We start from the raw sequence: 26,527 nt of genomic DNA on the forward strand, positions 1-26,527 counted from the left end.
TCTCACTCTCGTTCGTTTGAAAACACTCGAAGTGACATCCGGGTTATTGTTTGAGTTTACGTATGGTCAGTTCGAGTGGATTGCTGCAAACGAATTGTATCGAGAACCTTTGTTGTACGCTATCTTCTCGATACTAATTTCCTCGTACCTCGAAAATTCACTCGAAGTGACAAGGTGCTTTAGTTTTAACCTTTAAATACCTTAACTGTTCAAAACGGCCAAAACCCGTTCTGGCGTAAAGGGCAGGTGCCGTAACCGTTTGCCCGTTAACCGTAAAAAGGCATTGGTAATGGCCCCCGCCACCATGGGGGTAGCGGTTTCACCCACACCTTCCGGATGCTCCGCAGATGGGAGGATCACCGTTTCAATACTATCGGGTACCTCTTGCATACGTAGGAGTTGGTAGTCATTATAATTGCGTTGTTGTACCTGGCCATCCACCACCGTAATCTGTTCTTTGAGCACCGAGCTTATGCCCATAATAACCCCACCTTCCATTTGGGCTTTTACATTATCCGGTTGTATGACGACCCCGGCATCTAAAGCAATCCAAAAACGGTGCACCTTGATCGTACCCGAGGTGCGGTCTACCGAAATCTCACACACGCCCGTACCCAACGAACCGTGCTCCACAAAGGCAACCCCCTTGGCGCGGCCTTCGGGTAATGGGGCGTTCCAATCCGAGATTTCGGCCACCTTTTCCAGCGTTGCCAAGGCCCTGGTGGCGTTGACCATCAGTTTTCTTCGTAGGGCAATAGGGTCTACGCCTTGATCATGGGCCACCTCGTCTAACATGGCCTCAATCGCAAATTTATTAGGACCATGCCCTACCGAACGCCAGTGTTTTAAGCGCACGCCATGGGAGGCCTCGCGCCATTCTACCCATTGGTTAGGTATCGCATAATGGTCGTTACGTGCGCCACTGGCCACCAAATTACCACCATCGCCTACCACACAATGGGAGAAACCGGTGAGAGTACCCTGGGCATCGGTACTTACTTTTAGCCGTTGCAGGGTCAAGGGTCTGAAGCAGCCATAGGTTACATCATCTTCGCGCGTCCACACCAATTTCACCGGTTGTGGTGACATGGCCTGGGCCAAGCTGCCACATTCCAGCACAAAATCGTTCATGCTCCGCCGTCCAAAGCCGCCGCCCAAATATTGCAGGTGCACGTTGACCGCCTCATGGGGAATGCCCAAAAGACCGGGAATACCTAATTTGGTATCCGGACCTTGCTGGCTGCCCACCCAGACTTCGGCACTCTGCCCATCTTGGGCCACCTGCACTATGGCATTGAGGGGTTCCATTTGGGCATGGTACACATAGTCGTTCTTAAAATCTGCCTCGTAGGTTTTGGCCGCCGTGCGCCATGCACGGTCCACATCACCCAATTCGTTAACGGTCTTACCCTTTTCGGGGGCACTGGCCATCTTAGCATAGGTAGGGTAGATCTCCTGTGAGTTGAATCCCTTGGCCTGGGCATCGCCCCATTGGATAGCAAGGGCCTTTTTGGCGCTCAAGGCGGCCTCCAAGGTGTTGGCCACCACGCCAATGGCATAGTCAAAGGACACCACTTTAAGCACCCCTTCCATGGCTAGAATGTCTTCTTCATTGGTTAAGGTGGGTGTTGCTCCGTGCAGGGCGCCCCGTTCTAAAACACCAAAGACCATATCGGGCAAACGAAGGTCCATGGCAAAGAGGGCACTGCCGTCCACTTTTTCGGGGATTTCCGTTCGGGGAATCTGGCTCCCGATCAGTCGAAAATCTTTGGGATCCTTTAAGCCTGTTTCACTAAAATCGGGCAGGGTTTCAGGCATGGCCAAATAGGCCACCAAGGCGCCATAGCCTATTTTTTTATCGCTTTTTTCATGGATGACCTCACTTGGGCCCGTACTCAATTCAGTAAGGGGCACCTGCCAATGGGCCGCTGCAGAATGCAATAGCACATAACGGGCCTGTGCCCCTGCTTTTCGCATGACGGAGTAGTAGCTATTGGTGGTACGGCTGCCCACGGTGAACATGAGCTTGGTACCGGGTTGCCAGCCTGGGGAGCCATAGATGTCCGCCTCCTGTGGAGAAAATTCCACATGCACTTTAGACCAGTCCGCATCCATTTCTTCGGCAAAGACCAAGGGCAGGGACGTCATAGATCCCTGGCCCATTTCGGCCGCGGGATTGTAGATGGTGATTTGGCCGTCTTCGGTGATGCGCACCCAAGCGGTGACGTCATGTTTTGTGAGTTGGCGCTCAACCCCTTTGGAGTCCGTGCAGGACAGTATGTTGGGCAAAAGGCCGGAAGCCGTAATAAAAAGAGCCACGCCCCCTGAGGATTTTAAGAACTGCCTGCGGCCCATGGGGGATATCGTTTTGGTGCTTGTGTTTTTCATGGCCTTAAGTGGTTTTGGAGGTTTGTTCTTTGGCCATTTCAATGGCTTTTAGGATACGTAAATACGTGCCACAACGGCACAGCACGCCGTTCATATAGCTTTTGATTTCTTCCCGTGTGGGATTTGGATTTGTTTCTAACAACGCAGCCGCTTGCATGATCTGACCAGACTGGCAGTAGCCACATTGGGGGGCCTGTGCGGTAATCCATGCCTGTTGCACCGGATGGTCGCCCTTTTCCGAAAGTCCTTCAATGGTCTTGATCTGTTGCCCCTTGGCCATCGTATCTACCTGAAGGATGCAGGCCCTCACAGGATTGCCATCAACATGGATGGTACACGTGCCGCACTGTGCAATACCACAGCCGTATTTGGTGCCGGTGAGGCCCAGATGTTCCCGTAGCACCCAGAGCAAAGAGGTGCCCGGGGCCACATCAACCTCATGAGAGGTTCCGTTGATGTTCAGTGAATACGTAGCCATAATCATCTAGTTTCCGTGAAGTTAGCAAAAAAGAAGAAACGATGCCATCTGGGAATAAAATGGTTTTTTTTAAAGGGGAGGAAACAAAAGCTGTCAGTTCGAGTGTCGTACTGAATGAGACCTTACCCGCCTGCCGAACTAAACCTATTATAACACCATTTACTCATCGTGGTTACGGGTTTCCGTAAGGTAAATGCCAGCAGTCTGTTCAGATTTATTTTTCATTCGTTAAAAAGCGGGTAAGAATTTTCTTTTCCCCTGCTTTTTAAAGATGGTTTGTTTATTTTGGTAGTTGATTAATAACCTTCCCCCAACAAATAAGAGTTAATACCCTATATGGCAAAAGCAGATATTGATTTTGAAAAAGAGTTATGGGACGCCGCCAACGAACTTCGTGGTGCAGTCTCTGAAAACAACTATAAAAATTACATTTTACCACTTGTCTTTTTAAAGCATTTAAGTGAACGTTTTGAAGTAGTTCAAGAAGAACTTACCAATCAATTCAACGAACCTTCTTCTTCTTATTTCACGACAGATGAAGATGAAAAGAAATACGTGTTATCTGATCCAGATGAATTTCGCTCGCGAAATACATTTATGATTCCGGAAACAGCCTCGTGGCAGTATTTTAAGGACAATGCCGAGCAGGATAATATTAAAGTTATTATTGATGATGCTTTTGATGTCATTCAAGAATTGTTATCAGCATACAACCCGCAGTTAAATAACCTATTACCTCGAATATTCGTTAAGAGCGAATTGTCTTCTAAGCAGACTGGCGGTATAATTAACCTATTATCTCACCCAAAGTTCTCTGAAAAGGAAAATCCTGAAAGTGATATCCTTGGTCGTATTTATGAATACTACATTGGTCGTTTTGCTATGGCAGAGGGTTCTGGTGCCGGTCAATTCTTTACACCTGGTAGTATTGTTCGTTTGTTGGTTGAAATTTTGGAACCCTACAAAGGTAGGGTCTTTGACCCTGCATGTGGTAGTGGCGGTATGTTCGTACAGAGCTTAAAGTTTATAAAAGAACACGGCGGTAATAAAAGTGACATTTCTATCTATGGTCAAGAAATGACCTCACAAACGTTGCGTTTGTGTCTAATGAACCTTTTGCTGCGTGACCTATCTTTTGATATTAAATTAGGTAACTCATTACTAGATGATAAGTTCCCTAGTCTAAAGGCAGATTATGTCATTGCCAACCCACCCTTTAACGTGAGTAACTGGCACCCAGAAGACTTATCTGAAAAAGACCCTAGACTTTTTGGACCACGAGAAGAATTCACGACCGATGGCAGTGCCAATTACATGTGGATGCAAACCTTCTGGAACCATTTAAGCGATACTGGTACCGCTGGTATCGTAATGGCAAACGGAGCCATGACCTCTAATACAAAAGGAGAAAAGAATGTACGCCAGTATATGGTTGATGAAGGTATGATTGATTGTATTGTGCGTATGCCAGACAAGCTATTTCTAACCACCGGTATACCTGCTTGTCTATTTATTCTAAGTAAAAATCGCGATGGTAAAGATGGCGAGCACCGCGAACGAATGAAAGAAGTTTTATTCATTGATGCCGCTAAAATGGGTACGATGGCAAGCCGTAAACTACGGATTTTCGAAGATGCCGATATTGATAAAATAGCGGGCACCTATCATGATTGGAGAACTGTTGGCAAAACCTACGATGACGTTGACGGCTTTTGCAAAGCGGCAACTTTAGAAGAAATACAAAAACAAGATTATAAGCTTACTCCAGGTATTTATGTTGGTACCGAAGCGGAAGAAGATGATGGTATCCCGTTTGAAGAAAAAATGGAGACTTTGAAAACTACTTTATTAGAGCAGTTTGAGAAAGGAGAAACTTTAAAAAAACAAATTCTGGAGAATTTTGATAAGTTTTAAATGATTTTGTTCATCAAAATTAATTGTTCATGTTTCATGAACAGAGTTAAAAAATGAACAAATCTATAAAATTATCAATTTTGTTCACTACATTTGACTGTTCATGTTACGTGAACAAGCTAAAAAAATGAACATGTTATTAGATTTTGCATATTTTATGGAATTTATAGATAGACTCGAGTTAGATATTGAGGCTATCTATGAAAAGGCACCCGACTCGAATGAATTACCTGTTTATAAATTAAACGGTAAAGAAGTAAGTGTCTATTTCAAAAATGAAATAAGACCACACAATGTGCCTATCCTTTTAAATCAGCCAGCAAAGCATCCTTTATTAGTTGCTTCCAAATACATAACACCTAAAGCTAAAAAGCAATTAAAGAAAAATAAAATTAATTATTTAGATAGTTATGGCAATGCTTATATAGAAATACCACAACTTAAAATTTTCACAGAGCATGGTAATAGTAAACCTGTTATGCCGAATACTACCAAAGTATTTACACAAGCTGGTGCCCAATTAATTTTTCAATTATTAAATCGTCCAGAGGAGATAAACGAAACTGTTCGCAGGTTGGCGCATCTAAGTAAAATATCTGTAGGAAGTGTAAGTAAAATAATGAATGGCTTATTTGATGAAGGTTTTTTAGTGGAATGGAATAATGATAAAAAATATCAACTCATTCGTAAAGAAGAATTATTAGATAGATGGATTCCCATTCTTAATGAAAAAGTACTTCCAAATTATAAAATAGGGACTTATTCTTTTACAGGAAATCTTGAAGATCATTGGAAAACTCAATTTTTACAACCTAATGTATGGTGGAGCGGCGAGCCTGGAGCGGCACTTTTAACCGATTATTTATACCCAGAAAAATACGCACTTTTTACTACGCTTACGCTCAAAGAAATTATGACTGATTTAAAACTGGTGCCCGACCCTAATGGCAAAATAACACTATATCAACCTTTTTGGGGAAATACTAGTGTTGCATCCATAATGGAAAATAAGAATACAGTAGACCCATTAATTATATATGCCCAACTAATACATTCTGGTGACACTAGAAATATAGAAACCGCACAAATCATCTATAATGAACATATCGCACAAAAGCTTTAAGATATATTCTTTTTCCCAGCATACTGAGGTGTACCTAATTTTGGAACGCGTTTTTGCTTCTAATGGTATTAATTATTACCTAATTGGTGCAAATGCGAGAGACGTAGCATTATACAAAGCGGGAGCAAAACCTAGTAGAGCAACGGCAGATATTGATTTCGCAGTAATGGTACCAGACCATGCCAGTTTTGAAGCCCTGAAAAAAGAAATAAAGCAACACGGTTTTGTAGATACCAAGGTGCAAATGCCCTACCGCTTATTTCATACCAAGTCAAATACCGTTATAGACTTTTTGCCTTATGGTCAAATTGCGCAAGACCATACCGTATCATTTACAGAGAGGCAAATAGCGCTATCTACTGTTGGCATGACCGAAGTTGCATCAGCTACTGAAGTATTTAAACATCCAGAAGGTTTTAGTATACCGGTTAGTCCATCGCATGGTTTGGTGATTTTAAAATTGATTGCATGGTCCGAAAAACCTTCACGAACAAAAGACCTCGGTGACATTGCTGCATTGCTTGAGTCGGCATGGCCACTTTACGAACCAGAACTATTTGTAGAAGATTCTGCATATGCAGATTTGTTCGATGCCGAAGAATTTGAAACCAGTACTGCGGCTGCCGAAGTTATGGGCAGAAAAATGCAAGAGGTGTTACAATTAAATGATGCATTAAGAATTAATATTTTAAGTATGTTCGAAACAGAATTAGCAAACGAAATCGGTCCTATTTCTATAGCTATTGCTACGGCTATGGACCGAAATATTGAATTTGCTCAGAATATACTAAAGGCAATACACAAAGGAATCACCCAAAACCATAGACTCTAGATGCCCAATAACTGGAATACATACAAGCTTGGAGATATAGCAGAGATTATCATGGGACAATCTCCAAAGGGCTCGACTACTAATAATAATGGTGATGGGCTTCCTTTACTTAATGGTCCAACAGAATTCGGATATTCAAGTCCAACACCGACTCAATTTACAATTGACCCGAAAAAATTATCTCAGAAAGGAGACGTTCTCTTTTGCGTTAGAGGATCAACCACGGGACGGATGAATTATGCAAATCAGATTTATGCAATAGGCAGAGGAATTGGGGCATTTAGAGGCAAAAATGGGTATTCCACAAAGTATATAAAATGTATCCTTGATTACTATTTAGAAAGAATGTTGACATTGTGTACCGGGTCAACTTTTCCGAACCTTAGCCGAACAGATTTAGAAAACTTTCCGGTTCTAGTATGTAAACCAAAAGAAGCAGAAGCCATCTCAAGCATCCTCTCTACCATAGACGATAAAATAGAGAACAACCTTGCCATGAACAAAACATTAGAAGACATGGCAATGGCATTGTACAAATATTGGTTTGTAGATTTTGGTCCATTTCAAGAAGGTAAGTTTAAAGATTCTGAATTGGGCTTGATTCCAGAGGGATGGGATGTCAAAGGGCTATTAGAAATAGTAGATTTACTTACAGGAGGTACACCAAAAACTAAAATTGAAGAATATTGGAATGGCGATATAAAATGGGTTTCTGCTAAAGATTTAGGGAATAATGGAAATATATATGCAACTCGAACAGAACGTACAATTACACCTTTAGGTATTTCAAAAAGCGCCGCTAAATTACTTCCTGAAGATTCTACTATTATTGTAGCTAGGGGCTCTGTTGGTAAAATGGGCATGCTTTCTGAACCAATGGCGATAAACCAATCTTGCTTTGGACTATATCCAAAGCAAGATTATTCCCCTAGTATTATATATTTATTGATTCAAAGTCTTGTTGAAAGATTTCAACAAATTTCATATGGTTCTGTCTTCGATACAATCACAACATCATCATTTAGTTCAACTAATATAGTTTGCCCTCCTAAAACGATTGTAAATAAAATGAATCTGTCAATAGAACCAATGTTCAAGAAGATTAAAGCAAATTCTATTGAAAACCAAACTCTAACCAAACTCCGCGACACCCTACTTCCCAAACTCATTTCAGGAGAAGTCCGTCTAAAAGAATTTGAGGAAGAAATAACTGCAGTCCTATGAGCTTAAACGAACATACTGCCCAAAATGCTGCCATAGCTTGGCTACAATATTTGGGCTATACACATATTACAGGCAATACCCTTGACCGTGATCTTAAAAAAGTTGTATTGGAAACGGAGTTCAAGAACTTTCTAAAAACCACCTACCCCAACGTACCAGAAACGGCACATAATGAAGCTTTTGCCCAATTTACACAACATGAGGGTATGGAGGTAGCGTATCGCAATCAAGATTTTCATAGGAAACTTACCCAAGGAATAGATATTGCTTGGAAAGATGCACAGGGAAATGAAAAGGCAAGGCACTTATACCCTATAGATTATACACATCCAGAAAATAATAGTTTTATAGTTTCAGACGAAGTCAGTATCGTAGGCAAAAACAGCCGCCGTACGGATCTGTTGATTTTTATCAATGGGCTGCCGCTCATTGTGTTTGAGTTTAAGAATCCCTTTGATTCCACCGTAGGTGTTGAAAATGCGCATAGGCAACTACATAACTACGTTCTAGATATTCCACAGTTATTTGATTACAATGCCATTTGTATAGCATCAGACGGTCTGGAGGCTTTACACGGTATGTACTCTTCCGCCTTAGAATGGTTCGCCCCTTGGAAAAGTTTGGATGGAGATGATACCGAGCAAAAAGCAGAGTTGCAATTAGAAACGTTATTGCATGGGCTATTCCCAAAAAAGACGCTATTAGATTATTTACAACATTTCATCTTTCATGAAGACCACAATGGCAAGATTATAAAGAAAGGCGCAAAGTACCACCAATATTGGGGTATCAGCCGTGCCGTGGAAAGCAGTCTAGAGAATATAAAGCCAAATGGAGATGGACGATTAGGTGTTATATGGCACACCCAAGGTTCTGGTAAGAGTATTAGTATGGCTATACTAACAGGTATTCTACGCCAGCGACCAGAATTGAAGAATCCAACTATTGTAATTCAAGTGGATCGATCAGATCTTGATCAACAGCTCTATGAAAATTTTGTGCTCGCCAAAGATTTGGTAGGTGATGTTCAGCATGCCGAAAGTACCGATGACCTAAGAAGGTTATTAAGCTCTGATGGTGGTGGCGTTATTTTTACGACCATTGAGAAATTCAGGTTGAAAGATTTAGAAAACGGTAAAGAGGTTCAACACCCCATTTTAAGTGAACGCTATAATCTAATTGTTATGGCAGATGAGGCACACCGTACCCAATACGGTTTTGAAAGTGGTGGTTTTGCACAGAACATTCGCCGTGCATTACCTAATGCTTCCTTTATTGGTTTTACGGGTACACCCGTTGATGGCAAAGATGCAGATACTGAGCAGGTTTTTGGTCCCACCATTCACACGTACGATATTAAGCAAGCCGTAGAAGATGGTGCCACGGTACCCATCTACTTCGAGCCAAAAATGGTACCGCTTAATATAAAAGCAAAATACACCCAAGAACTAGAAGAAGTTGAAGAACAAGCAGAAGATACTACCGTTGGCGTTTGGGCAGCTGTTGAAGATGCTGCAGGCTCGGAAGATCGCGTAAAGACCGTAGCTAAAGATATTTTAGAACACTTTACAGCACGTACTAAAACTCTAGACGGCAAGGCTATGGTTGTTTGTATGAGCCGCCGAAATTGCGTTAAAATGTACGATGCTTTGACGGCTTTAGAAGATTGCCCTGAAATTGCAGTGATCATGACCAGTAGTCCTGGAAAAGACCCCGTGAGTTGGAATACCCACATGCGGACCAAAGATGCTATGGAAGCGGTGAAATCTAGATTTAAAAATCCTGAAGACCCTCTTAAAATGGTAATCGTACGCGATATGTGGTTAACCGGTTTTGATGCTCCATGTGCTCATACCATGTATGTAGACAAGATTATGAAAGGTCATAATTTAATGCAAGCCATTGCACGTGTCAATCGAGTTTTTGAAGGTAAACCCAATGGACTGGTAGTTGATTTCATTGGTATATCAGGATTTTTAGCAGAAGCCACAAAAAAATATACGGGCAGCGGTGGTGCTGGAAAACCTACCTTAGATCTAGATGCTGCCGTAGAGCTATGTTTAGAACAATTAAGTATCGTTAAATCTTTAGTCGGCGGTTTTGAATTGGATACCATTAATGAAATGCCTGCTACTGAGAAAATGAAGTGGACCACCAATGTTCTAAATGCTTTACTAAAAGATGATGCAACAACAGAAGGCTACCTAAAAGAAGAACGGAAGTTAAGCGAATTAATGGCTATGACCAACTCAGATGAACGGATTTGGGAGATTCAAGAAGATGTGGCTATTATTCAAAAATTCAGGGAGCAGATACGGAAAATAAAATATCCCCCAGGAGCACAACGAACAAAAAATGACCGCATAAAGGACCTTATTAGCAAGTCCCTAGAATCTCAGGCTATTGTAGATTTAGCTGCCATGTACAATCTCGATAAGATTGATATTTCTATCGTAGATGATTCTTTCCAAGCCATTGTAAAAGACAAGGGTGGAGAAAATATTAAAATAGAGTTGCTACGCCGTATCATTAATGATGAGTTAAAAGTACGGATGAGCAAAAACATTAAAAAAGGAAGAAAGCTCAAAGACGAACTTGAAAAAGTATTGGGCAAATACCATAAGAACAGTTTAGATTCCATTGCCGCAATAAAGCACTTGCTAGATATTGCGAATGAGATGAAAGAAGACGATAAGCGAACAAAAGAACTTGGACTTACCGAAGATGAACTCGCTTTTTACGATTTACTTTCTGCGAATAGTGCTCTTCTCAATCAATCTGGGCCAATTCAAGATTTGGTGCATACCGTGGTAGCATCGGTCAAGAAAAACCTGCAATTAGATTGGACAAAAAAGGAAAATGCCAAAGCAGCTATTCGCTTGGCGGTTAAAAAAGAATTACGAGGCAAAGTCCCATTTTCAGAACTCGACAAACTATTAAAAGAAGTAATCGAACAAGCAGAAGGACAATATGGCGAATGGCCTTTGTTAGGTTAACTCACAAGAAAATTAAATACGCATGAACCTAACAGAAGAATTAAGACACTCTATAATTGAGCGTCTACAATTGACAGAGAAATTAGCTAAAAAGACCAATTTAGAATTATCTGATAAGGAGTTTCTAATTGAGAGAAAAGAACTTCAACAAGAAAATTCAAAGAAATTAGAATCTAGAATTAAATCGAGCTTCAATAATTCTGAAGATGGTATTGTATACACAATTGAACTTCTCGATTGTAACCAATACCAAGAGGTGAAAAAGCATTTTGAAAATGCTAAGAAGGAAAAAAAAGATGGTCGCAAATACTCTAAAGTTAATACCGAAAACATAGCTTGTAAATATCTTTATGTAGGTTCTAGTAAGGGCAAAAACTTAGCAACCCGTATGAGAAGTCATTTTGGTTTAGGTGGCAAATCAGTCTATTCAATGCATCTATTCTACTCATTTCCAAAAGATGTTGATTGTAAATTCAAAATAAGCTTATACAAAGTTGATATGCCCAATCAAGAAAAAAATCCTATCAACTTATTAGAACTTTACGAGCAAGAGCTTTGGAATCAATGTAAACCTATGTTCGGAAAGCAGAGTGGTTTGTTATAACCCAAACCCATTAATTGCCTGATTTTTCATTTCAAAATTATCCATTCTATCATACAAAAAGCCCCATCAGTTTCTGATGGGGCTTTTTAAAATTACTTATTTGAAATGTTTAGAGCCGTATTTAATCCGAAGCCCCCTCATATATCGTATTAAAAATAAGCTTGTACGTACCACGAGGTTGTGCTCTAAACTGCGGTCTGAAAGCAAATAATACCACAGCGCCTTTACCATACTTTGCTTTTACCATAGCTGGTTTTTTAGCAATGTATTTTTTCTCGCCCATAGCCCAACCGCTCATCAATAAATCTTTTTCAGCGTAATTGGCAATCACCTCAATTTCTGGTGCAGGAGCATCTTTAATATCTTCTGTACCTCCTTCTCCTTTTTTCTCTTGTTTTTCAATCTCAAAGGCTCGGCTTTTATTGAACGATACCGCTACCGTATCTTGCATACCAAAGGCCAAGGGGTGCGTCGTATCGAAGCCTGTTTTAATTAAAGATCCTGGGATAAAGAACTGTTTGTTATCAGTACCCGCGGTAGCATCTTTAATCGGTAAGCCAAATTGTTCAATTACATAATTACTGGCCTCATCAAAAGCCATTAGCGTACCGCCATTCTTTACATAGTTGCTTAGCGCTACAGAGCCTTCTAGGCCTAAACCTCCTGTAAATTTTTCTGGCATCTCTAAGGTAGAATTTCCGTGTAAAAGTGATTTCACGCGTTGCGAAGGCAGTATCAACACATCGTATTTAGACAAGTCTGCGGTTTGAATATCTTTATCGTGTAAGGTATCGGTTTCAAAGGCATATTCATCCATTATAAAGCGTGTCCACCCTTCATCCATATTCGATACCCAAGACTTGTACAGCCCCACTTTAGGAGCGTGAATTTTAGTCATCTCAATTTTAGGTTCAGCAGATAACCCTGTAACCTCAAGACCATACTCGCTAGCCAATACATCGATAGATTCACTACCGCCAGAAACGATATACGACCCTGCCGGAATGGTTGTTTTACCCGATTTAAAAGCTGCTTTGGTTTTGTATGCCGTACCACCTGCCTTTAATATTTTGTTGGTGGCAATAACCGAGGCATTCGTATTGGCACTCAATGCATAGCCAAAAGAAGCTTTGCCCTTTACTTCGCCCTCATAATACTTCGCTATATCAGCTACTTTCTCGGTAGCAATTTCCATAGGTGCTGCAATTTTATCTACGGCAATGCCCATTTGAAAAGGTAAGGTCCATCCCGCTAAATCATACGGGGTATCTGGTGGTCCACCAGGGTATTGAAAACGGGTTGGGTAATTTTGTTTTTCCAACAAATCCATCAAATACGGCCGAAATGCTTGTCCCGCATAAATCACATACGAACCTGCTTCATATTTCTTATCATTCGCTTCAAAGCTCTTCGTAGCCTTTTCAATTTCTATTCCGCCTTTAAGCAACACATTTACAAGATTTACAGACTCAAAAGCATCCCATTGGTCTTTACCAATTACATAGGCATACGGACCTTCTGTTTTCGACTTTTCAATGGCCGAAGCGCCCATTTTATAAATGTTATGTAGGTAATTGCTCTTACGGTCTGCAGCCAAGTCTAAGGTTGCCCAAGTTGCGGTCAACATATAATCTACCGCATCGCGAAAATGTGATTCGCCACCCTTCCAAGGGTCTGGGTACATGATATCGGTACCGTCTGTCGGTGTATCACCAGCTACTGTTTTTGGTAGTTTCTCTGGGTCGTAAAATCGAGGTGTTGGAGTCGTATGGCCCGTTTCGGTCAAAATACCGATCATATTGTGGTAATACGGTACGGTACGGCCTCCGCCATTCCAGAACATCGTATAGAAATTATCAGCGATTGCCCCTGGCATATTCTCTAATGAAAATCGTTTTGTCATGGCTGAACCTACTTCACTTACCGCAGCCGTAATAGCAGGGTGAATTTTTGGGTTCACAGGATCTGCATACGGCGGTAATGAAATTTTTGTCCATGAGGGTGACGATTGGTGGTGGTTATACACAATCTGTGGATACCATTCGTTGTACAAAATCTTGGTCACATTATACGTCTCTGGCATGGTATTCATAAACCAGTCTCTATTGTTATCATGGCCCATGTAATAGTGATACAAAATTGGCGGTCGCGAAGTTTCATAGGCCGTACCCATATTCTTTCGATACCAATCAACAACAATATCTAACCCATCAGGGTTCATTACCGGCATCAATATGGTGATGACATTTTCCCTAATTTTTTTCATTTCGGTCGTCTCAGAAGTGGCCAAGGTATAGGCCAGTTCAGAGGTCATTTGCCCGTGGGCCAATTCGGTAGAGTGCATACCGCCATCTACCCAAACAATGGCTTTGCCTTCTTCTGAAAGTTGTAAAGCTTCGTCTTCAGTAACCTGTACACGTGCCAATTTGGTGCTGATGTCTTTCCACTTATCGAGTTGTGTTAGGTTTTGCTCACTAGAAATGAATAAGATGTACATTTTTCTACCTAAGACCGTAGTGCCTATTTCAACTTTTTTAACCCGGTTAGAAGCATCATCTAGTTTACTTAAATAGTCTTCTATTTGAGTGTAATCGGCCAGTTTGTAGTCGGCGCCGACCTTGAAACCATACACATCTTCTGGGGAAGGAACATTTTGAGCCATAATCATTGGTATACATGACATGGCTAGTGCAATAGTCAGTACTACGACTTTGCGCCTAGAATTTTTTAAAATCATTTTTGAATTGGTTTGTTTGAATCAGAAATTTAAGAATTTGTACTGTAGAAACTGACTCCTAAGGAAAAGAAAATGTTAAAGGAAATGTTAATTTCTGAATTCGTAATCTAAGAGGGTAGAAATTGTTGCTATAACGGGTTGCGCTTCATGAAAAACCTATTTTTTTTGAAAGGTGATGCGCTGTGGAAGTTGTTACGTTTTTTGCTCCTCAACACGAACATGTTTCAACTTTGCCAATTAGGTTTTCGGTACTAAATAAATCCTTACTTTTATAAGAGGTACCATAAAATGGTATCACCAAACCACCATCATAAAACAAATCAAGACCATGAAAAAATTAGTACTTGCCCTTATTACCGTTATAATCACGAATCCCCTATTTGCCAACACACCCTGTGCATCATCTACCGAACTAGAAAATAGTTTTATCGGTACCTGGGGCATTGATATTGTAGGTGGTGGCGTTGGTTGGCTTAAAGTGCAGGAGCAACAAGGCGTTTTAGATGGAGAGCTGTTATGGATCGGGGGTAGTGTACTACCTGTTTCCGATATGTATTTGGTAGACGAAAATACCTTGGTAGTCACCCGAACTTCTGAACAAGAGCTGAAAGGTACAGACCGTAAACATATTAAAACCTGGACCCTACGCATTACCAAAATGAACGATGACATTGCTGGGACCATGACGGGACCATCTTGGGGAGGAAATGGAGAACAACTCAATTATTTCACAGGAAAACGGATGCCTGCACCAGGTGCTGCACCAGACTTAAGTGCCCTTAAATTTGGCAAGCCCATAAAACTTTTTAACGGAAAGGATATGGCCGGTTGGAGATCTATTGATCCTAACATGGCTAATGGCTTTAAGGTAGTAAACGGTACCATGCAGAATGATCCCGTACAACCCGAAAATGGCGAGCATATCTCATATGGCAACCTACGTACCGAGCAAGAATTTGGTGATTTTAACCTAAAACTAGAGGTGAATGTACCTAAGGGAAATAACAGTGGCGTATACCCTAGAGGATTATATGAAATACAAGTGGTTGACTCTTATGGTTTAGAACTTGATAGCCACAATATGGGTGCCGTCTATAGCCGCGTTACCCCAAGTGAAAATGCAGAAAAGCCCGGTGGTGAATGGCAAACGATGGATATTACTTTGGTAAACCGCCATATCACTGTCATCTTAAACGGAAAAAAGATTGTAGATAATGCCCCTGCAGAAGGACCAACTGGTGGAGCGATCAGTTCTGATGTTTTTGCACCAGGTCCAATTTATTTACAGGGCGATCACGGTACTGTTGCCTATAGAAATATAGTGTTGACTCCCGTATTGTAAACTCAATTTCTGAAAACTATATATAGGTCCATACGTTAACATCAAATGCCTGTTTTCGGTTATTGATAGCGAAGGGCCTTTATAATTGCACTTTTAAAACAACCCAATTTTCTAAAACCAACCAATGAAACTAATACGCAGTATCAAAAACCTATGTTTAGTAGGAGCCGCCATTACTTTTACCTCTTTTTTCGTGGGATGTAAAAGCGAAACGAAACCAGCTGTAAAAACAGTGAACAATGAAACCATCTTAAAAGCCCAAGACGGATTTTCAGTAGAAGAAATTGCTAAAGATTTAGGGGCTGTTCGGCATCTAACGATTTCAAAAAATGGTGATATCTATGCCAATAGATCCGTACTGAAAGATGGTAAAGCTATTGTCTTGCTTAAAGACACTGATAAAGACGGCTCCATAGATGAACAACAGTACTTTGCCGATGTGCCTGGTACCGGAATTCTTGCAAAAGACAATTACCTGTATGCTTCTTCAAATACCGGAGTGTTTCGCTATAAACTGAATGATGCCCATGAAGTTATAGATACCAATACCCCAGAAAAAATAGTAGACGGATTAATAGATATGGGTGCAGACAATGCCAAACCCTTTGCCATTGATAATAATGATAACCTATACGTAACTATTGGCTCTTGGAACGATGCCTGTAGAGATAACGACGCGGGTGCCGGAATGATGCCGTGCGCCATTTTAGATTCTGCTGGCGGAATCTGGAAGTTTAAGGCTGATGAACTGAATCAGTCCTTTGCAGATGGATCACGATATGTAACCGGAATTAAAAATGCGGTTGGCATCACCTGGAATTTTAAAACGAACTCCTTGTTTGCGACCGATCATGGCCGTGGCGGACTTCATAATTTTTACCCAGAGCTCTATACCGAAAAACAAGATGGTGAATTGCCTGCGGAAACTTTATACGAACTAAAGGAGGGTGATAATGCGGGATGGCCTAAAACATATTACGACCCCATTAAAAATAAGCGCATGCTAGCTCCTGAGTATGGTGGAGATGGTGAGCAAACCAGTGAAGAAGGTTTTATTAATCCGCTTGTGGCATTTCCAGCGCATTTAGGTCCAAATGACTTACTTTTCTATACGGGCGATATGTTCCCAGAAAAATATAAAGATGGTGCTTTCATCGCTTTTCACAATCAATCTTCTGAGCTTAAAAAGGGCTTTTTTGTAGCCTTTGTTCCATTTAAAAATGGAAAGCCTAGTGGAGATTGGGAAATATTCTTAGACAACTTCGCAGGTTTTGATTTGGCAAACCCGGAAGATGGTACTTTGCTGCACCGCCCATGCGGATTGGCACAGGGGCCAGATGGTGCCTTATATGTCTGTGATGATTTTGGCGGAAGTATTTTTAAAATAACGTATTAACTCGAACCTTATAAAAAAGCTGAACCATGGTCTTACATCTGAAAAAGAATATCCTTTTATTCGTTGTTGCAATTTTACCGGTATTGGGAATCTCCCAAGATGTAACCATCGTCAACCAATTTATACGTTCTATGACAGATGCTCAGAAAGAGCAAATTGTCTATGAATTCAACGCAGATGACCGAGACGACTGGCACTTTCTACCTTGGAGTTCTTATGAACGACAAGGCCTATCGCTAAAAGAGTTACGTACAGAGCAAAAAGAATTGGTTCATAAACTGCTACGGTCATCATTGAGTGATACCGGCTATAAGCAGACCACAGAAATCATTGGCTTAGAAAACGTACTGGCAGCCAGTTCAGGAGATCCCGTGTATCGTGACCCAGAACGGTATTACGTTTCCATTTACGGTGATCCTACACAAGAAGATGTTTGGATGTGGAGTTTTGAAGGGCATCATGTTTCGCTACATTTTACGACCGTTGCAGATGCCGTTTCATACACCCCTAGATTCTTCGGTTCAAACCCTGGAAGAATTATGGAAGGTGAGCGGAAAGGATTTAGCCCTTTGGTACATGAAGAGGATATGGGCTTGCAACTCATACATATGCTAAGCAGTGAACAACGAAAAACGGCTATTATTAGTAACAAAACCTACAATGATATTATTAGCTTTAATAAACCCGTAGCAGAGAAACCAGCCCCTGAAGGCATATTGGTCAACAATCTGACTGATGGTCAGAAAAAACTTGTAATGGACATTATTTACGAATATGCTTCCACTATCCCTGCCGACCAGGCCATGGCGAGAATAAGTAAAATTCGTAAAGAAGAACTCGATGAAATGCGGTTTGCATGGGCGGGAGCCACAGAACTTGGAAAAGCACACTACTACCGCATACAGGGCAAAACCTTTATGATCGAATTTGACAACAGCCAAAATAATGCAAACCACATACACACGGTATGGCGTGATTTTGATGGCGATTTTGGAAGGGACTTACTAAAAGAACACTACACCAACCACGAGCATCAGCATTAAGAATTTCTTAGGGTAAGGCTACAAATCAGGTATCTCGCGCCGTCACTTTGCTTTTAAAATTCCCTAGGTATTGGTTATATTTAAGAAATAGAATCCTTAGTAAATGAATACAACGTACGATGCCATCGTTATTGGGTCCGGCATTTCTGGTGGATGGGCCGCTAAAGTATTGTGTGAAAACGGTCTTAAAACCTGTGTCGTAGAACGGGGAAGAAATGTAGAACACAAAAAAGATTACCCTACTGCTCACCTGCAACCGTGGGATTTTCCCCATGGCGGTATGATGACCAATACCTTCAAAGAAGAGAATCCTTTGATTTCTAAAGCAGCAGGTTTTGGCGAAGACACCGCTCACTTTTTTATTAAAGATAAGGATCAGCCTTATGTACAAGAAAAGCCTTTCGATTGGATCCGTGGCTATCAAGTAGGTGGAAAATCGTTAACATGGGGTAGGGCGTGCCAACGGTGGAGCCAATCGGAATTCGAATCTCCTTCCAAATATAAGTATGGTATTGAATGGCCCGTAGATTATACCGAAATGGCCCCTTGGTATCATATGGTTGAAGACTTTATCGGGGTCTGTGGCAACAAAGATGGATTAGCATCTATGCCCGATGGGGAGTTCTTACCCCCATTTGAAATGAATTGTGTGGAACAGCACATGAGTAAGACCATAGCAGATAACTATCCAGACAGGCACTTGGTACATGGCCGATGGGCGCACTTAACCGAGCCTAAAGAACACCATTTAGCATTAGGTAGGGGAAAATGCCAATCTAGAAATCTTTGTATGCGAGGGTGCCCTTTTGGCGCCTATTTCAGCAGCAATTCTAGCACATTACCAGCAGCAAAAAAAACAGAAAACCTAACCATTCTTTCCGATGCAGTGGTGGTTAAAATCATGTATGACGACGATAAAAAAAAGGCAACAGGCATTGAGTATATAGATACGACTACAGGGGAGCGCCAAGAACTAAAAGCCAGTATCGTTTTTGTGAATGCCTCGGCGCTGAATTCAAATCTTATCCTATTAAACTCTACCTCAGGTCGGTTTCCAAATGGACTAGGAAATGATCATGATATTCTTGGGCGCTATATTGGTTTTCATAATTACCGCGGATGGACCTCGGGCAAGTTTGAGGGTTTTAAAGACACGTATGTTTATGGTAGAAATCCCTCGGAGCTAATTTTAGCCAATTATAGAAACGTATACAAGCATGATATGCCCTTTGTTGGGGGATATACTATTTTCAGTGGCGCATCACGACCAAGAAATCAAGAGGCTCCAGAAAATGGCCCTGGTATTGGAGCGGCCTACAAAGAAGGTCTTCGCCTACCGGGAGACTGGCAAGCGTATATGTATATGCAGGGCGAAACGATTCCGAAAGCATCAAACAGGGTGTATTTATCAAAGACAGATAAAGATCCCTGGGGAATTCCACAGCTCGTAACAGATGTGAATTATGACGATAACGACGAATTGATGGTGCAAGACTTTTTAACCGAAAGTAAAGCGATGTTTGAAACCATGGGCTGTACAGATATTGAACAAAACGATTCTAAACAGGCCCCTGGCCTCGATATACACGAAATGGGTGGATGCAGAATGGGAACCGACCCAAAAACATCTATGCTCAATGAGCATAACCAACTGCATCTGTGCAAGAATGTATTTGTCACTGATGGTGCATGTATGACGAGCACGGGAAACCAAAGTCCATCTTTACTTTATATGGCATTAACCGCAAGAGCTGCTACCTACGCCGCCGAACAATTAAAAGCAAAACAACTATGAAAATTACACAACATAAACAGGTAGGCGTTGGTATCATAGGATCTCAATTTATCGCGAATATTCATGCCGAAGCACTGAAAACAGTTGCCGATGCAGTGATCGTTGCCGTAATGTCTCCCAACGAAGCGCATGTAAAAACCTTTGCAGAACAACACCAGATCCCGAATTGGTTTACTGATATAGATGCCTTTTTAGCCCTAGACGATATTGATATGGTTATTCTTGGGGCACCCAACTATTTACATTGTGAAATAGCCGTAAAAATTGCCAAAGCAAAAAAGCATGTCGTCGTAGAAAAACCCCTTTGCCTAAACCTAGAGGAGGCTGATCTTATGATCGAAACCTGTAAAGAAAATAAGGTGAAATTGATGTATGCAGAAGAATTGTGTTTTACACCAAAATATGTGCGATTAAAAGCGCTATTAGATGAAGGCGCTTTGGGGTATCCGGTACTTTTTAAACAGTCTGAAAAGCACGATGGTCCTCACGCAGACCATTTTTATGATGTTGAAAAATCAGGGGGTGGTGTTATGATGGATATGGGATGCCATGCCATTCAATTCTTCAGATGGTTAAACCCAAAAGCTTCTATTGTTTCGGTCTATGCACAAATGCAAACTTCTGTGCATAAAGACAAAACCATAGGAGATGATAATAGTGTACTCATCTTAGAATTTAGCAATGGGGTAACCGCCATTGCAGAAGAAAGCTGGATTAAAAAGGGTGGTATGGATGATAAAGCAGAAATTCATGGAAGTGAAGGAGTCGCCTATGCCGATGTACTACAAGGAAATTCCATATTAACCTATAGTGAAAAAGGAATTGGCTATGCCGTTGAAAAAGCAGGGAACACAAAAGGCTGGAGTTTTACCATGTATGAAGAACTTTGGAACTATGGATTTCCACAAGAGATGGCCCACTTTGTAGACTGTGTTAAGAATGACCGTACTCCCTTGGTTACCGGTGAGGATGGTAAGGCTGTTTTAGAGGTTCTTTTCGCAGCATATGCTTCGGCAGGAGAAGGAAAAAAAATCAAGTTGCCTTTTAAAACCGATGCCAAAAAACCGTACGTATTATGGAAAAAATAAATCGCAGAAATGCTTTAGGTTTAGTAGCCCGATGGTCTGCCGCAAGTTTCATCCCCTTTTCTTGGCTTCTTGAGGGGTGTGCAGAGGATAGTAATCCCTCTTTGTTAAACCACGAATATCAATCGCTTCTGGCAGTTGTCGTTGAAATTATTTTACCCGAAACCCCTACGTCTCCTGGAGCAAAAGAGGCCAACGTGCAGCATTTTATAGGGCTCATAGTAGAAGATTGTTATGCAATTGAAAGAAAAGACCGCATCATCATTGGACTAAACCAATTATTGCGCAGCGGGTTTTTAGACCTAACCGCAGAAAAACAATACGATATCATTGCCCAATTAGACGAAGAGGCGAATTCGTCAACCACTACAACCCCTTCTTATTTTAAGGATATTAAGTCGCTTACGCAATGGGGGTATTTTTCCTCTAAAATTGGCATCATGGAAGGGTTGCGATACAACCCTATACCCGGATCTTATAAAGGCTGCGTTCCTTATACTAATGAAATAGCCTGGTATTAATGAACAAACATCAATGTAAAGATTATGAGGAAGTAAGCAAAACAGCTACCGATTGGTTGATTCAAAAGATTAAAAAAAACCCTGTAAGTAAAATTGGAATTGCCACCGGAAATTCTCCTTTGGAAATGTATCGCAACATCGCAAAGACAGGAAGCCAGTATACCACAGCTCTTTCTTTAATTCAATTGGATGAATGGGTGGGATTGTCTGAACAGCAACATAGTTGCAAGAGTTTCATCGAAAAAGAGGTGAGAATCCCTTGGGGAATATCCGCAGAAAATACACATTACTTTTCTCCTTCTTTAACTCTTACTAGTAAAATTCAAGCGGAGAACGCCGTGGCTTCGATGCAAAAAAAGCTTGATGAGAAAGGTCCGCTAGATATCCTCATTTTAGGAATGGGAAAAAACGGACATTTGGGTTTCATAGAGCCCAGTGAAAAATGGCCTCCCAATGCGTGTTATGTTTCTGAATTGGCAGCATCTACCCAAAATCATACGATGATTCTCTCTGAGCAAACTCCCCCAACGATTGGCGTAACTTTAGGACTAAAGTCAATTTTAGAAGCAAAAGAAATTCTATTTATTGTCACCGGAACGGGGAAAACAGCTGCGTATACTCAATGGCTCACAAAAGAAATTACCCCAGCCCTACCTGCAAGTATTTTATGGAAACACCCAAAAGTTACGTTGGTAACAGACTTGTGATTCTATTAATTGATGACTGATTAAAATGACCAAAAAAAATAGTCAGGAAGAGAATTCGGATCTTGTAAAATCGTCATACTTAGTGCCCTTATATTGCAACCCTAAGCTACAGGGCTCTTACTTTCTTGGTGAAAAATAAACCTACCTATGAGCACAATTGATCACTACATTATATTTATCCTATCTTAAAGCATATATGAAGAAAATTTTAAGAATTGTATTGATCCTTGTGGGCCTCTATTTGTTACTTCTTATCCCACTGCCACAATCTGAACATGAACTACAAAAGCCATCACAGACTCCTTTTGTTTGGGGTCAAGATACCCTTTGGGAATCGTTGGAAACGAATTTTATGAGCGCGAAAGCAATGCCTTCTGTAACGTTGGATTCCATTGTACAACATTTAACTTTTGAAGCCGATAGTATTCTAGCGATCTATGAAGATAAAAAGTTACTACCCGAAGATGATTATTATGGATTGGTTGAGCATAAATTTTTCCAACTTGCTCCACTTATTGCTGCTCAGGAAAACAAAACGAACTGGTACATCAATTTTTATAACCGGGTACGGAAAAAGTTGAAATTGGATTCCCGCTTTTGGGATATGACCAATGCCCATTCCCGTAATACCTCTTACCGTATTTTATATGGTATGAGAGCTACAGTGGAGGAAATATTATTACAATCTAATGAGGATCAGTTTGTCTCAACAATGATCGTTTCAGACGAACCTTCAATTACCCCGCACGCAGATATTCTTGGCATCAAAGTACATAGTGGTGATTTGCTCGTAAGCCGAGGTGGAGCTGAGGTTTCCGCTTTTATTTCAAGAGGTAATGATTATCCTGGAAATTTTTCACATGTAGCATTGGTACATATTGACTCCAAGACCAATAAGCCCTATTTTATTGAGGCCCATATTGAAAAAGGAGTGGCCATAGCCACATTAGATGAGTATTTAAGTGATAAAAAGCTGCGGTTTATGGTAATGAGACCTCGGGCAGATTTGGCTCAAATGATGGCTAATCCTATGCTTCCGCATGAAGCGTCCTTGTTTATTTCTGAGGAATCTAAAACTAGGCATATACCTTATGATTTTAAAATGGACTACTACGATGCCTCGGCAATGTTCTGTTCGGAAGTTGGATCATATGCCTATAAAAAATTTGGGATTGATTTATGGGAGTTTGAATCTACCATCTCTTCAAACGGAATTATTGATTGGCTAAACAATTTTGGTGTTGAAAATTTCGTGACCCAAATGCCGTCTGATCTTGAATATGACCCCATGCTTAGTGTTGTAGGTGAATGGAGGAATAAGGATGTGCTTTTTCAGGATCATTTGGACAATGCCGTAATGGATGCTTTGATCAGCCGTTCAAATAAAGGTGAAAAACTAGATTATACTATTTGGATGTTACCTGTAGCAAGAGTTGTTAAGGGATATTCATTTTTTCTCAATACCATAGGAAAAGAAGGAATTATTCCAGAAGGAATGGGGGCCGTTACCGCATTGAAAAATACTGATTTCGTAGCCCGATTTAATAAATGCAAATTAATTACAGTAACAAAAACTAAAGCTTTCGAAAAAGAAAATAACTATTTACCTCCTTACTGGCAAATGGTTAGAATGGCAGAAAGTAGTATGTTGAAGTAAAACTCTTTGAACCGTACGTTCCAGAGTTATGGTTCTCAATTCTATTTTCTAAATCTTCATGACATGCCCCAAAATAGAATGTATTGAGCGAACTACTGTGTAGAATCAAAAATTAAATGATGCTTTTGCCAAAAACCCATAAGGGGAATATGCTGCTTCCCTATTTTTGAAGGTGTCATTTTAGTTATCAGTAATAAATATCATTAAAAAATCTTTAAAGAAAGCAAATAGTAGCTAAGGCAATCATCCAAAGCAATAATGGCCAAAAAGCAACTTTTGAAATAAGGTTATCTCTATAAAGAATAAGGTTTGAACCATTTTCGTTGCCCATTGAAAGAGCATAAAAATTAAAGGCGCATAATACTATGAAGATGTACATGATTAAGTAAAAGTATTCTATGTAAACTATAGGGGAATCAAGAAATTGCTGTCTTACTTGAATATGAGCCAATAAAACGATAAAGAATAGAGCCGAACATGTGGCTATAGCGCCACTGGTATTAAATACAAATTTATTACTTAAATCTTTGTTATTGGTTACCGTCATCATTAGCACAAATAGTAATAATGCCACTACAAATAGTGGAATTAAATTTAGGATAATAGCATCAATTATGTCCCTTTTCAATCCCAAATTGATATAAAATTCATGATACCTATCCTCGGTCGATTCTCCAGTATAACCAAAATTAGTATTATACTTGTTTTCGTGATAACTAAAAAAGGTCTCTTCAATATTCCACTCACCGTAAACAATATCCTCATCTAAACCAAAAATCTGGTCTGTTGGATCGTAGGCATCAAAATCTGGCACGAATAGTATATCATCATCGTAATTGAAATTTTTGGGCCATAATCGTAGCCAAGCCGTAACATAATCAAAAGGATATTTGGTGTAGTCGAATACTTGCCTTACTGTGGTGTCAAAATACCAGCCTTTTAACTTTGACCCGGCTTGTTCATAGCTGTAGAGTTCTTTAATGACTGTACTACCTGAATTTACCTGCTCAGGAAAATCAAAGCCGCCGACAATGGAATCATTTACATCCAACGGAATTTTTTGCCAGATGATTCCTGTAAAATTTATTTCGTTAGGAGATTGAAACGCAATGGACTGTATAAAAAAACCCTGTTGGTATCTTAATGGCCGTGTTAGGTTTGTTTTGGTCCCTTCCGCCCCACGTCTTAAAATAGGCTTCCATTTCATTTGGGTCATGAATAACAGTTATCGACTTATCATTATTACGATGAATATCATTTGCTTTAAAAGTAATAGCCCATTTATTGGCTATGACCAAAATCGCAATTTATCTCAATTATATAAAAGCCAAGAAGCTCCATTACTCACAGACTATTACTAGTGAAACCAAAGAGTTGGTCAATTTTGCCACAAAGAAAAAAATGACTTACACGATGGTCACCTTTGTATTAGTACCTAACTACGATTTAATTAAAACGATAGTTTCTCAGTTGGGGGATATTATTTTATCGGAACCACCAGCTCTTAGAAAATATATTGAAGAAAAATTCAGTGGACTGGTTTCAGAAGTTACTATGGATATTTCGTAATTATTTTTAAATTCTATTTATATCTATACAACCTGTATACCTATCCAGCGTCTCACCTATTTTAAAGTATCCCTTGCCAATGATCCTATCCGTTCTGGTGTCTAATTCCACCTTGATGAAAAAGGCGTACAGGGCGTAAAGGCTGAGCTTTTTGTCGGACCCTATGTGATGGTTCAGGAAAGAAATCTTTTACCAATGGTAGTTCCATTGCTCCTCTTCTGTTAACACCATATATTGCTATGGCCCCATTTATTAAATATACTATTTCAACAAACGTATTACAGTGTTTAAAAACAGGCAACTTGATAATATTCCAACTATTTATCTACTCGCCAACTTAATAGGTGTCCGAATTGTATGCCTAAATTTATTTGAAACTTAAAAGTATACTTTTATAACGTGCGATAACAGTATTTTATATATTACTGAAATTCATATAGTTGAATAAAATAGAATATCGCCATATAAAATGCATATTTTACAGTATTTTAGCAATGCCATAGCATAAGTAGGTTAAGTTTATGGTAAGATTTGGGACGAAAAGGGTGGAATTACTTCCACCCTTTTCTATGTCTAAAATTTTTACTTTTTAAAAATTATAATTCAATGACTTAATTATTATTTAAAATTATTTAGAGTAGTAAAGTCTTTTAAGTAAACGTTTAAACTGACATCATTTTCTTTTACAGCTATTATTAACCTATTGTCTTGTGTTATAATTGATTTTCCATTAAAATCTTTAAAGCGATTTCTTATGTAATTTGAAAACTCTGATGTCTGTAATCTGCATTGATAAAATGTAAAGGGTACGATATACAAACATCCTTTACAAAGTTATAGAAACATCGTTTACACTTTTTAAGTTGCATTTGGAACCAACATTCAGATGCTATGCCTTGGAAAGAACATACGATTATGGAACAAAAAATTGAATTTATCTGTGAATGGCGAACTGGAAAACACACCATCACGGAGCTTTGTAGAGTCTTTGAAATCTCAAGACCGACGGCTTACAAAATCATTGCCCGGTTTGAAAATGAAGGCTACGAAGGTCTTAGGGAGCTGTCCAGAAAACCACGTAGCCCGCACCCGAACGCGACCAACGAAAAAGTGTTG

At 40.2% G+C, this 26,527-nt stretch carries 21 protein-coding genes; 16 read left to right on the forward strand and 5 right to left on the reverse strand.

Features of this window, described 5'->3' with window-relative positions; genetic code table 11:
- Positions 1–201: 201 nt before the first annotated feature.
- The gene (locus BMY56_RS06865; protein WP_091621898.1) at positions 202–2,388 is read right to left on the reverse strand and encodes a xanthine dehydrogenase family protein molybdopterin-binding subunit; all 2,187 of its coding nucleotides are present in this window, start codon (positions 2,386–2,388) and stop codon (positions 202–204) included.
- A gap of 4 nt (positions 2,389–2,392) precedes the next feature.
- A complete protein-coding gene (locus BMY56_RS06870; RefSeq protein WP_091621900.1) occupies positions 2,393–2,866 on the reverse strand; it encodes a (2Fe-2S)-binding protein in 474 nt (157 codons plus the stop codon).
- Positions 2,867–3,202: 336 nt separating this feature from the next.
- On the opposite strand from BMY56_RS06870, the gene BMY56_RS06875 reads away from it, so the two are divergent.
- The 6 genes from BMY56_RS06875 to BMY56_RS06900 all read left to right on the forward strand — a co-directional run bounded on the left by BMY56_RS06875 (position 3,203) and on the right by BMY56_RS06900 (position 11,559).
- Positions 3,203–4,780, forward strand: coding sequence for a type I restriction-modification system subunit M (locus BMY56_RS06875; RefSeq protein ID WP_091621716.1), 1,578 nt, complete (start codon positions 3,203–3,205; stop codon positions 4,778–4,780).
- Positions 4,781–4,907: 127 nt separating this feature from the next.
- Positions 4,908–5,903 (forward strand): type IV toxin-antitoxin system AbiEi family antitoxin, encoded by a 996-nt coding sequence (locus BMY56_RS06880; RefSeq protein ID WP_177170932.1) that lies wholly within the window; start codon positions 4,908–4,910, stop codon positions 5,901–5,903.
- Positions 5,878–6,735, forward strand: coding sequence for a nucleotidyl transferase AbiEii/AbiGii toxin family protein (locus BMY56_RS06885; RefSeq protein WP_091621722.1), 858 nt, complete (start codon positions 5,878–5,880; stop codon positions 6,733–6,735). The genes BMY56_RS06880 and BMY56_RS06885 overlap by 26 nt, the downstream gene beginning before the upstream one ends.
- On the forward strand, positions 6,736–7,959 hold the full coding sequence (locus tag BMY56_RS06890) for a restriction endonuclease subunit S (RefSeq protein WP_091621725.1): 1,224 nt from the start codon (positions 6,736–6,738) through the stop codon (positions 7,957–7,959).
- A complete protein-coding gene (locus tag BMY56_RS06895) occupies positions 7,956–10,955 on the forward strand; it encodes a type I restriction endonuclease subunit R (protein WP_091621727.1) in 3,000 nt (999 codons plus the stop codon). Before BMY56_RS06890 ends, BMY56_RS06895 begins: the two co-directional genes overlap by 4 nt.
- 22 nt (positions 10,956–10,977) lie before the next feature.
- Positions 10,978–11,559 carry a hypothetical protein gene (locus BMY56_RS06900; protein WP_091621730.1) on the forward strand — a complete coding sequence of 194 codons (582 nt, stop codon included), beginning with the start codon at positions 10,978–10,980 and terminating at the stop codon, positions 11,557–11,559.
- A 121-nt stretch (positions 11,560–11,680) separates the two neighbouring features.
- Here BMY56_RS06900 and BMY56_RS06905 read toward each other — a convergent pair whose 3' ends face one another.
- Positions 11,681–14,296 (reverse strand): M14 family metallopeptidase, encoded by a 2,616-nt coding sequence (locus BMY56_RS06905; protein WP_091621733.1) that lies wholly within the window; start codon positions 14,294–14,296, stop codon positions 11,681–11,683.
- 328 nt (positions 14,297–14,624) lie between these two features.
- On the opposite strand from BMY56_RS06905, the gene BMY56_RS06910 reads away from it, so the two are divergent.
- The 8 genes from BMY56_RS06910 to BMY56_RS06945 all read left to right on the forward strand — a co-directional run bounded on the left by BMY56_RS06910 (position 14,625) and on the right by BMY56_RS06945 (position 23,842).
- Positions 14,625–15,638: a 3-keto-disaccharide hydrolase gene (locus BMY56_RS06910; RefSeq protein ID WP_091621736.1), complete on the forward strand. Its 1,014-nt coding sequence runs from the start codon at positions 14,625–14,627 to the stop codon at positions 15,636–15,638.
- Positions 15,639–15,762: 124 nt separating this feature from the next.
- Positions 15,763–17,034, forward strand: coding sequence for a PQQ-dependent sugar dehydrogenase (locus BMY56_RS06915; RefSeq protein WP_091621739.1), 1,272 nt, complete (start codon positions 15,763–15,765; stop codon positions 17,032–17,034).
- 26 nt (positions 17,035–17,060) lie between these two features.
- Positions 17,061–18,077 (forward strand): DUF3500 domain-containing protein, encoded by a 1,017-nt coding sequence (locus BMY56_RS06920; protein ID WP_091621742.1) that lies wholly within the window; start codon positions 17,061–17,063, stop codon positions 18,075–18,077.
- A gap of 103 nt (positions 18,078–18,180) precedes the next feature.
- Complete coding sequence (locus tag BMY56_RS06925) at positions 18,181–19,872, forward strand: GMC oxidoreductase (protein ID WP_091621744.1); 1,692 nt, start codon at positions 18,181–18,183, stop codon at positions 19,870–19,872.
- Positions 19,869–20,960: a Gfo/Idh/MocA family protein gene (locus BMY56_RS06930; RefSeq protein ID WP_091621745.1), complete on the forward strand. Its 1,092-nt coding sequence runs from the start codon at positions 19,869–19,871 to the stop codon at positions 20,958–20,960. Before BMY56_RS06925 ends, BMY56_RS06930 begins: the two co-directional genes overlap by 4 nt.
- Entirely contained in the window at positions 20,948–21,478 is a 531-nt protein-coding gene (locus tag BMY56_RS06935; RefSeq protein ID WP_091621748.1) for a gluconate 2-dehydrogenase subunit 3 family protein, read from the forward strand. Before BMY56_RS06930 ends, BMY56_RS06935 begins: the two co-directional genes overlap by 13 nt.
- The gene (locus BMY56_RS06940) at positions 21,478–22,185 is read left to right on the forward strand and encodes a 6-phosphogluconolactonase (RefSeq protein ID WP_091621750.1); all 708 of its coding nucleotides are present in this window, start codon (positions 21,478–21,480) and stop codon (positions 22,183–22,185) included. The genes BMY56_RS06935 and BMY56_RS06940 overlap by 1 nt, the downstream gene beginning before the upstream one ends.
- A 196-nt stretch (positions 22,186–22,381) precedes the next feature.
- Complete coding sequence (locus BMY56_RS06945; RefSeq protein WP_091621752.1) at positions 22,382–23,842, forward strand: YiiX/YebB-like N1pC/P60 family cysteine hydrolase; 1,461 nt, start codon at positions 22,382–22,384, stop codon at positions 23,840–23,842.
- A 214-nt stretch (positions 23,843–24,056) separates the two neighbouring features.
- On the opposite strand, the gene BMY56_RS06950 is transcribed toward BMY56_RS06945, so the two are convergent.
- Positions 24,057–25,058 (reverse strand): hypothetical protein, encoded by a 1,002-nt coding sequence (locus BMY56_RS06950; RefSeq protein WP_091621754.1) that lies wholly within the window; start codon positions 25,056–25,058, stop codon positions 24,057–24,059.
- A gap of 74 nt (positions 25,059–25,132) precedes the next feature.
- Here BMY56_RS06950 and BMY56_RS06955 point away from each other — a divergent pair, with 74 nt between their 5' ends.
- Positions 25,133–25,411 carry a hypothetical protein gene (locus BMY56_RS06955; RefSeq protein ID WP_091621758.1) on the forward strand — a complete coding sequence of 93 codons (279 nt, stop codon included), beginning with the start codon at positions 25,133–25,135 and terminating at the stop codon, positions 25,409–25,411.
- 85 nt (positions 25,412–25,496) lie between these two features.
- Here the strand turns inward: BMY56_RS06955 and BMY56_RS18490 are convergent, their stop codons facing one another.
- Positions 25,497–25,712 carry a hypothetical protein gene (locus BMY56_RS18490; protein ID WP_143057785.1) on the reverse strand — a complete coding sequence of 72 codons (216 nt, stop codon included), beginning with the start codon at positions 25,710–25,712 and terminating at the stop codon, positions 25,497–25,499.
- Positions 25,713–26,302: 590 nt separating this feature from the next.
- Between BMY56_RS18490 and BMY56_RS18830 the strand changes: the two genes are divergently transcribed.
- A partial coding sequence (locus BMY56_RS18830) for a helix-turn-helix domain-containing protein (RefSeq protein WP_143057786.1) occupies positions 26,303–26,527 on the forward strand: 225 nt, incomplete at its 3' end.

This window comes from Maribacter orientalis, from assembly GCF_900109345.1.
In the GTDB taxonomy this organism is placed as follows: Bacteria; Bacteroidota; Bacteroidia; order Flavobacteriales; family Flavobacteriaceae; genus Maribacter; species Maribacter orientalis.

What these genes read in the sequence shown, in the direction of transcription:
- BMY56_RS06865 (WP_091621898.1), bottom strand. Translation starts at nt 2,388, where the DNA reads ATGAAAAACACAAGCACCAAAACGATATCCCCCATGGGCCGCAGGCAG.
- BMY56_RS06870 (WP_091621900.1), bottom strand. Translation starts at nt 2,866, where the DNA reads ATGGCTACGTATTCACTGAACATCAACGGAACCTCTCATGAGGTTGAT.
- BMY56_RS06875 (WP_091621716.1), top strand. Translation starts at nt 3,203, where the DNA reads ATGGCAAAAGCAGATATTGATTTTGAAAAAGAGTTATGGGACGCCGCC.
- BMY56_RS06880 (WP_177170932.1), top strand. Translation starts at nt 4,908, where the DNA reads ATGAACATGTTATTAGATTTTGCATATTTTATGGAATTTATAGATAGA.
- BMY56_RS06885 (WP_091621722.1), top strand. Translation starts at nt 5,878, where the DNA reads ATGAACATATCGCACAAAAGCTTTAAGATATATTCTTTTTCCCAGCAT.
- BMY56_RS06890 (WP_091621725.1), top strand. Translation starts at nt 6,736, where the DNA reads ATGCCCAATAACTGGAATACATACAAGCTTGGAGATATAGCAGAGATT.
- BMY56_RS06895 (WP_091621727.1), top strand. Translation starts at nt 7,956, where the DNA reads ATGAGCTTAAACGAACATACTGCCCAAAATGCTGCCATAGCTTGGCTA.
- BMY56_RS06900 (WP_091621730.1), top strand. Translation starts at nt 10,978, where the DNA reads ATGAACCTAACAGAAGAATTAAGACACTCTATAATTGAGCGTCTACAA.
- BMY56_RS06905 (WP_091621733.1), bottom strand. Translation starts at nt 14,296, where the DNA reads ATGATTTTAAAAAATTCTAGGCGCAAAGTCGTAGTACTGACTATTGCA.
- BMY56_RS06910 (WP_091621736.1), top strand. Translation starts at nt 14,625, where the DNA reads ATGAAAAAATTAGTACTTGCCCTTATTACCGTTATAATCACGAATCCC.
- BMY56_RS06915 (WP_091621739.1), top strand. Translation starts at nt 15,763, where the DNA reads ATGAAACTAATACGCAGTATCAAAAACCTATGTTTAGTAGGAGCCGCC.
- BMY56_RS06920 (WP_091621742.1), top strand. Translation starts at nt 17,061, where the DNA reads ATGGTCTTACATCTGAAAAAGAATATCCTTTTATTCGTTGTTGCAATT.
- BMY56_RS06925 (WP_091621744.1), top strand. Translation starts at nt 18,181, where the DNA reads ATGAATACAACGTACGATGCCATCGTTATTGGGTCCGGCATTTCTGGT.
- BMY56_RS06930 (WP_091621745.1), top strand. Translation starts at nt 19,869, where the DNA reads ATGAAAATTACACAACATAAACAGGTAGGCGTTGGTATCATAGGATCT.
- BMY56_RS06935 (WP_091621748.1), top strand. Translation starts at nt 20,948, where the DNA reads ATGGAAAAAATAAATCGCAGAAATGCTTTAGGTTTAGTAGCCCGATGG.
- BMY56_RS06940 (WP_091621750.1), top strand. Translation starts at nt 21,478, where the DNA reads ATGAACAAACATCAATGTAAAGATTATGAGGAAGTAAGCAAAACAGCT.
- BMY56_RS06945 (WP_091621752.1), top strand. Translation starts at nt 22,382, where the DNA reads ATGAAGAAAATTTTAAGAATTGTATTGATCCTTGTGGGCCTCTATTTG.
- BMY56_RS06950 (WP_091621754.1), bottom strand. Translation starts at nt 25,058, where the DNA reads ATGACCCAAATGAAATGGAAGCCTATTTTAAGACGTGGGGCGGAAGGG.
- BMY56_RS06955 (WP_091621758.1), top strand. Translation starts at nt 25,133, where the DNA reads ATGACCAAAATCGCAATTTATCTCAATTATATAAAAGCCAAGAAGCTC.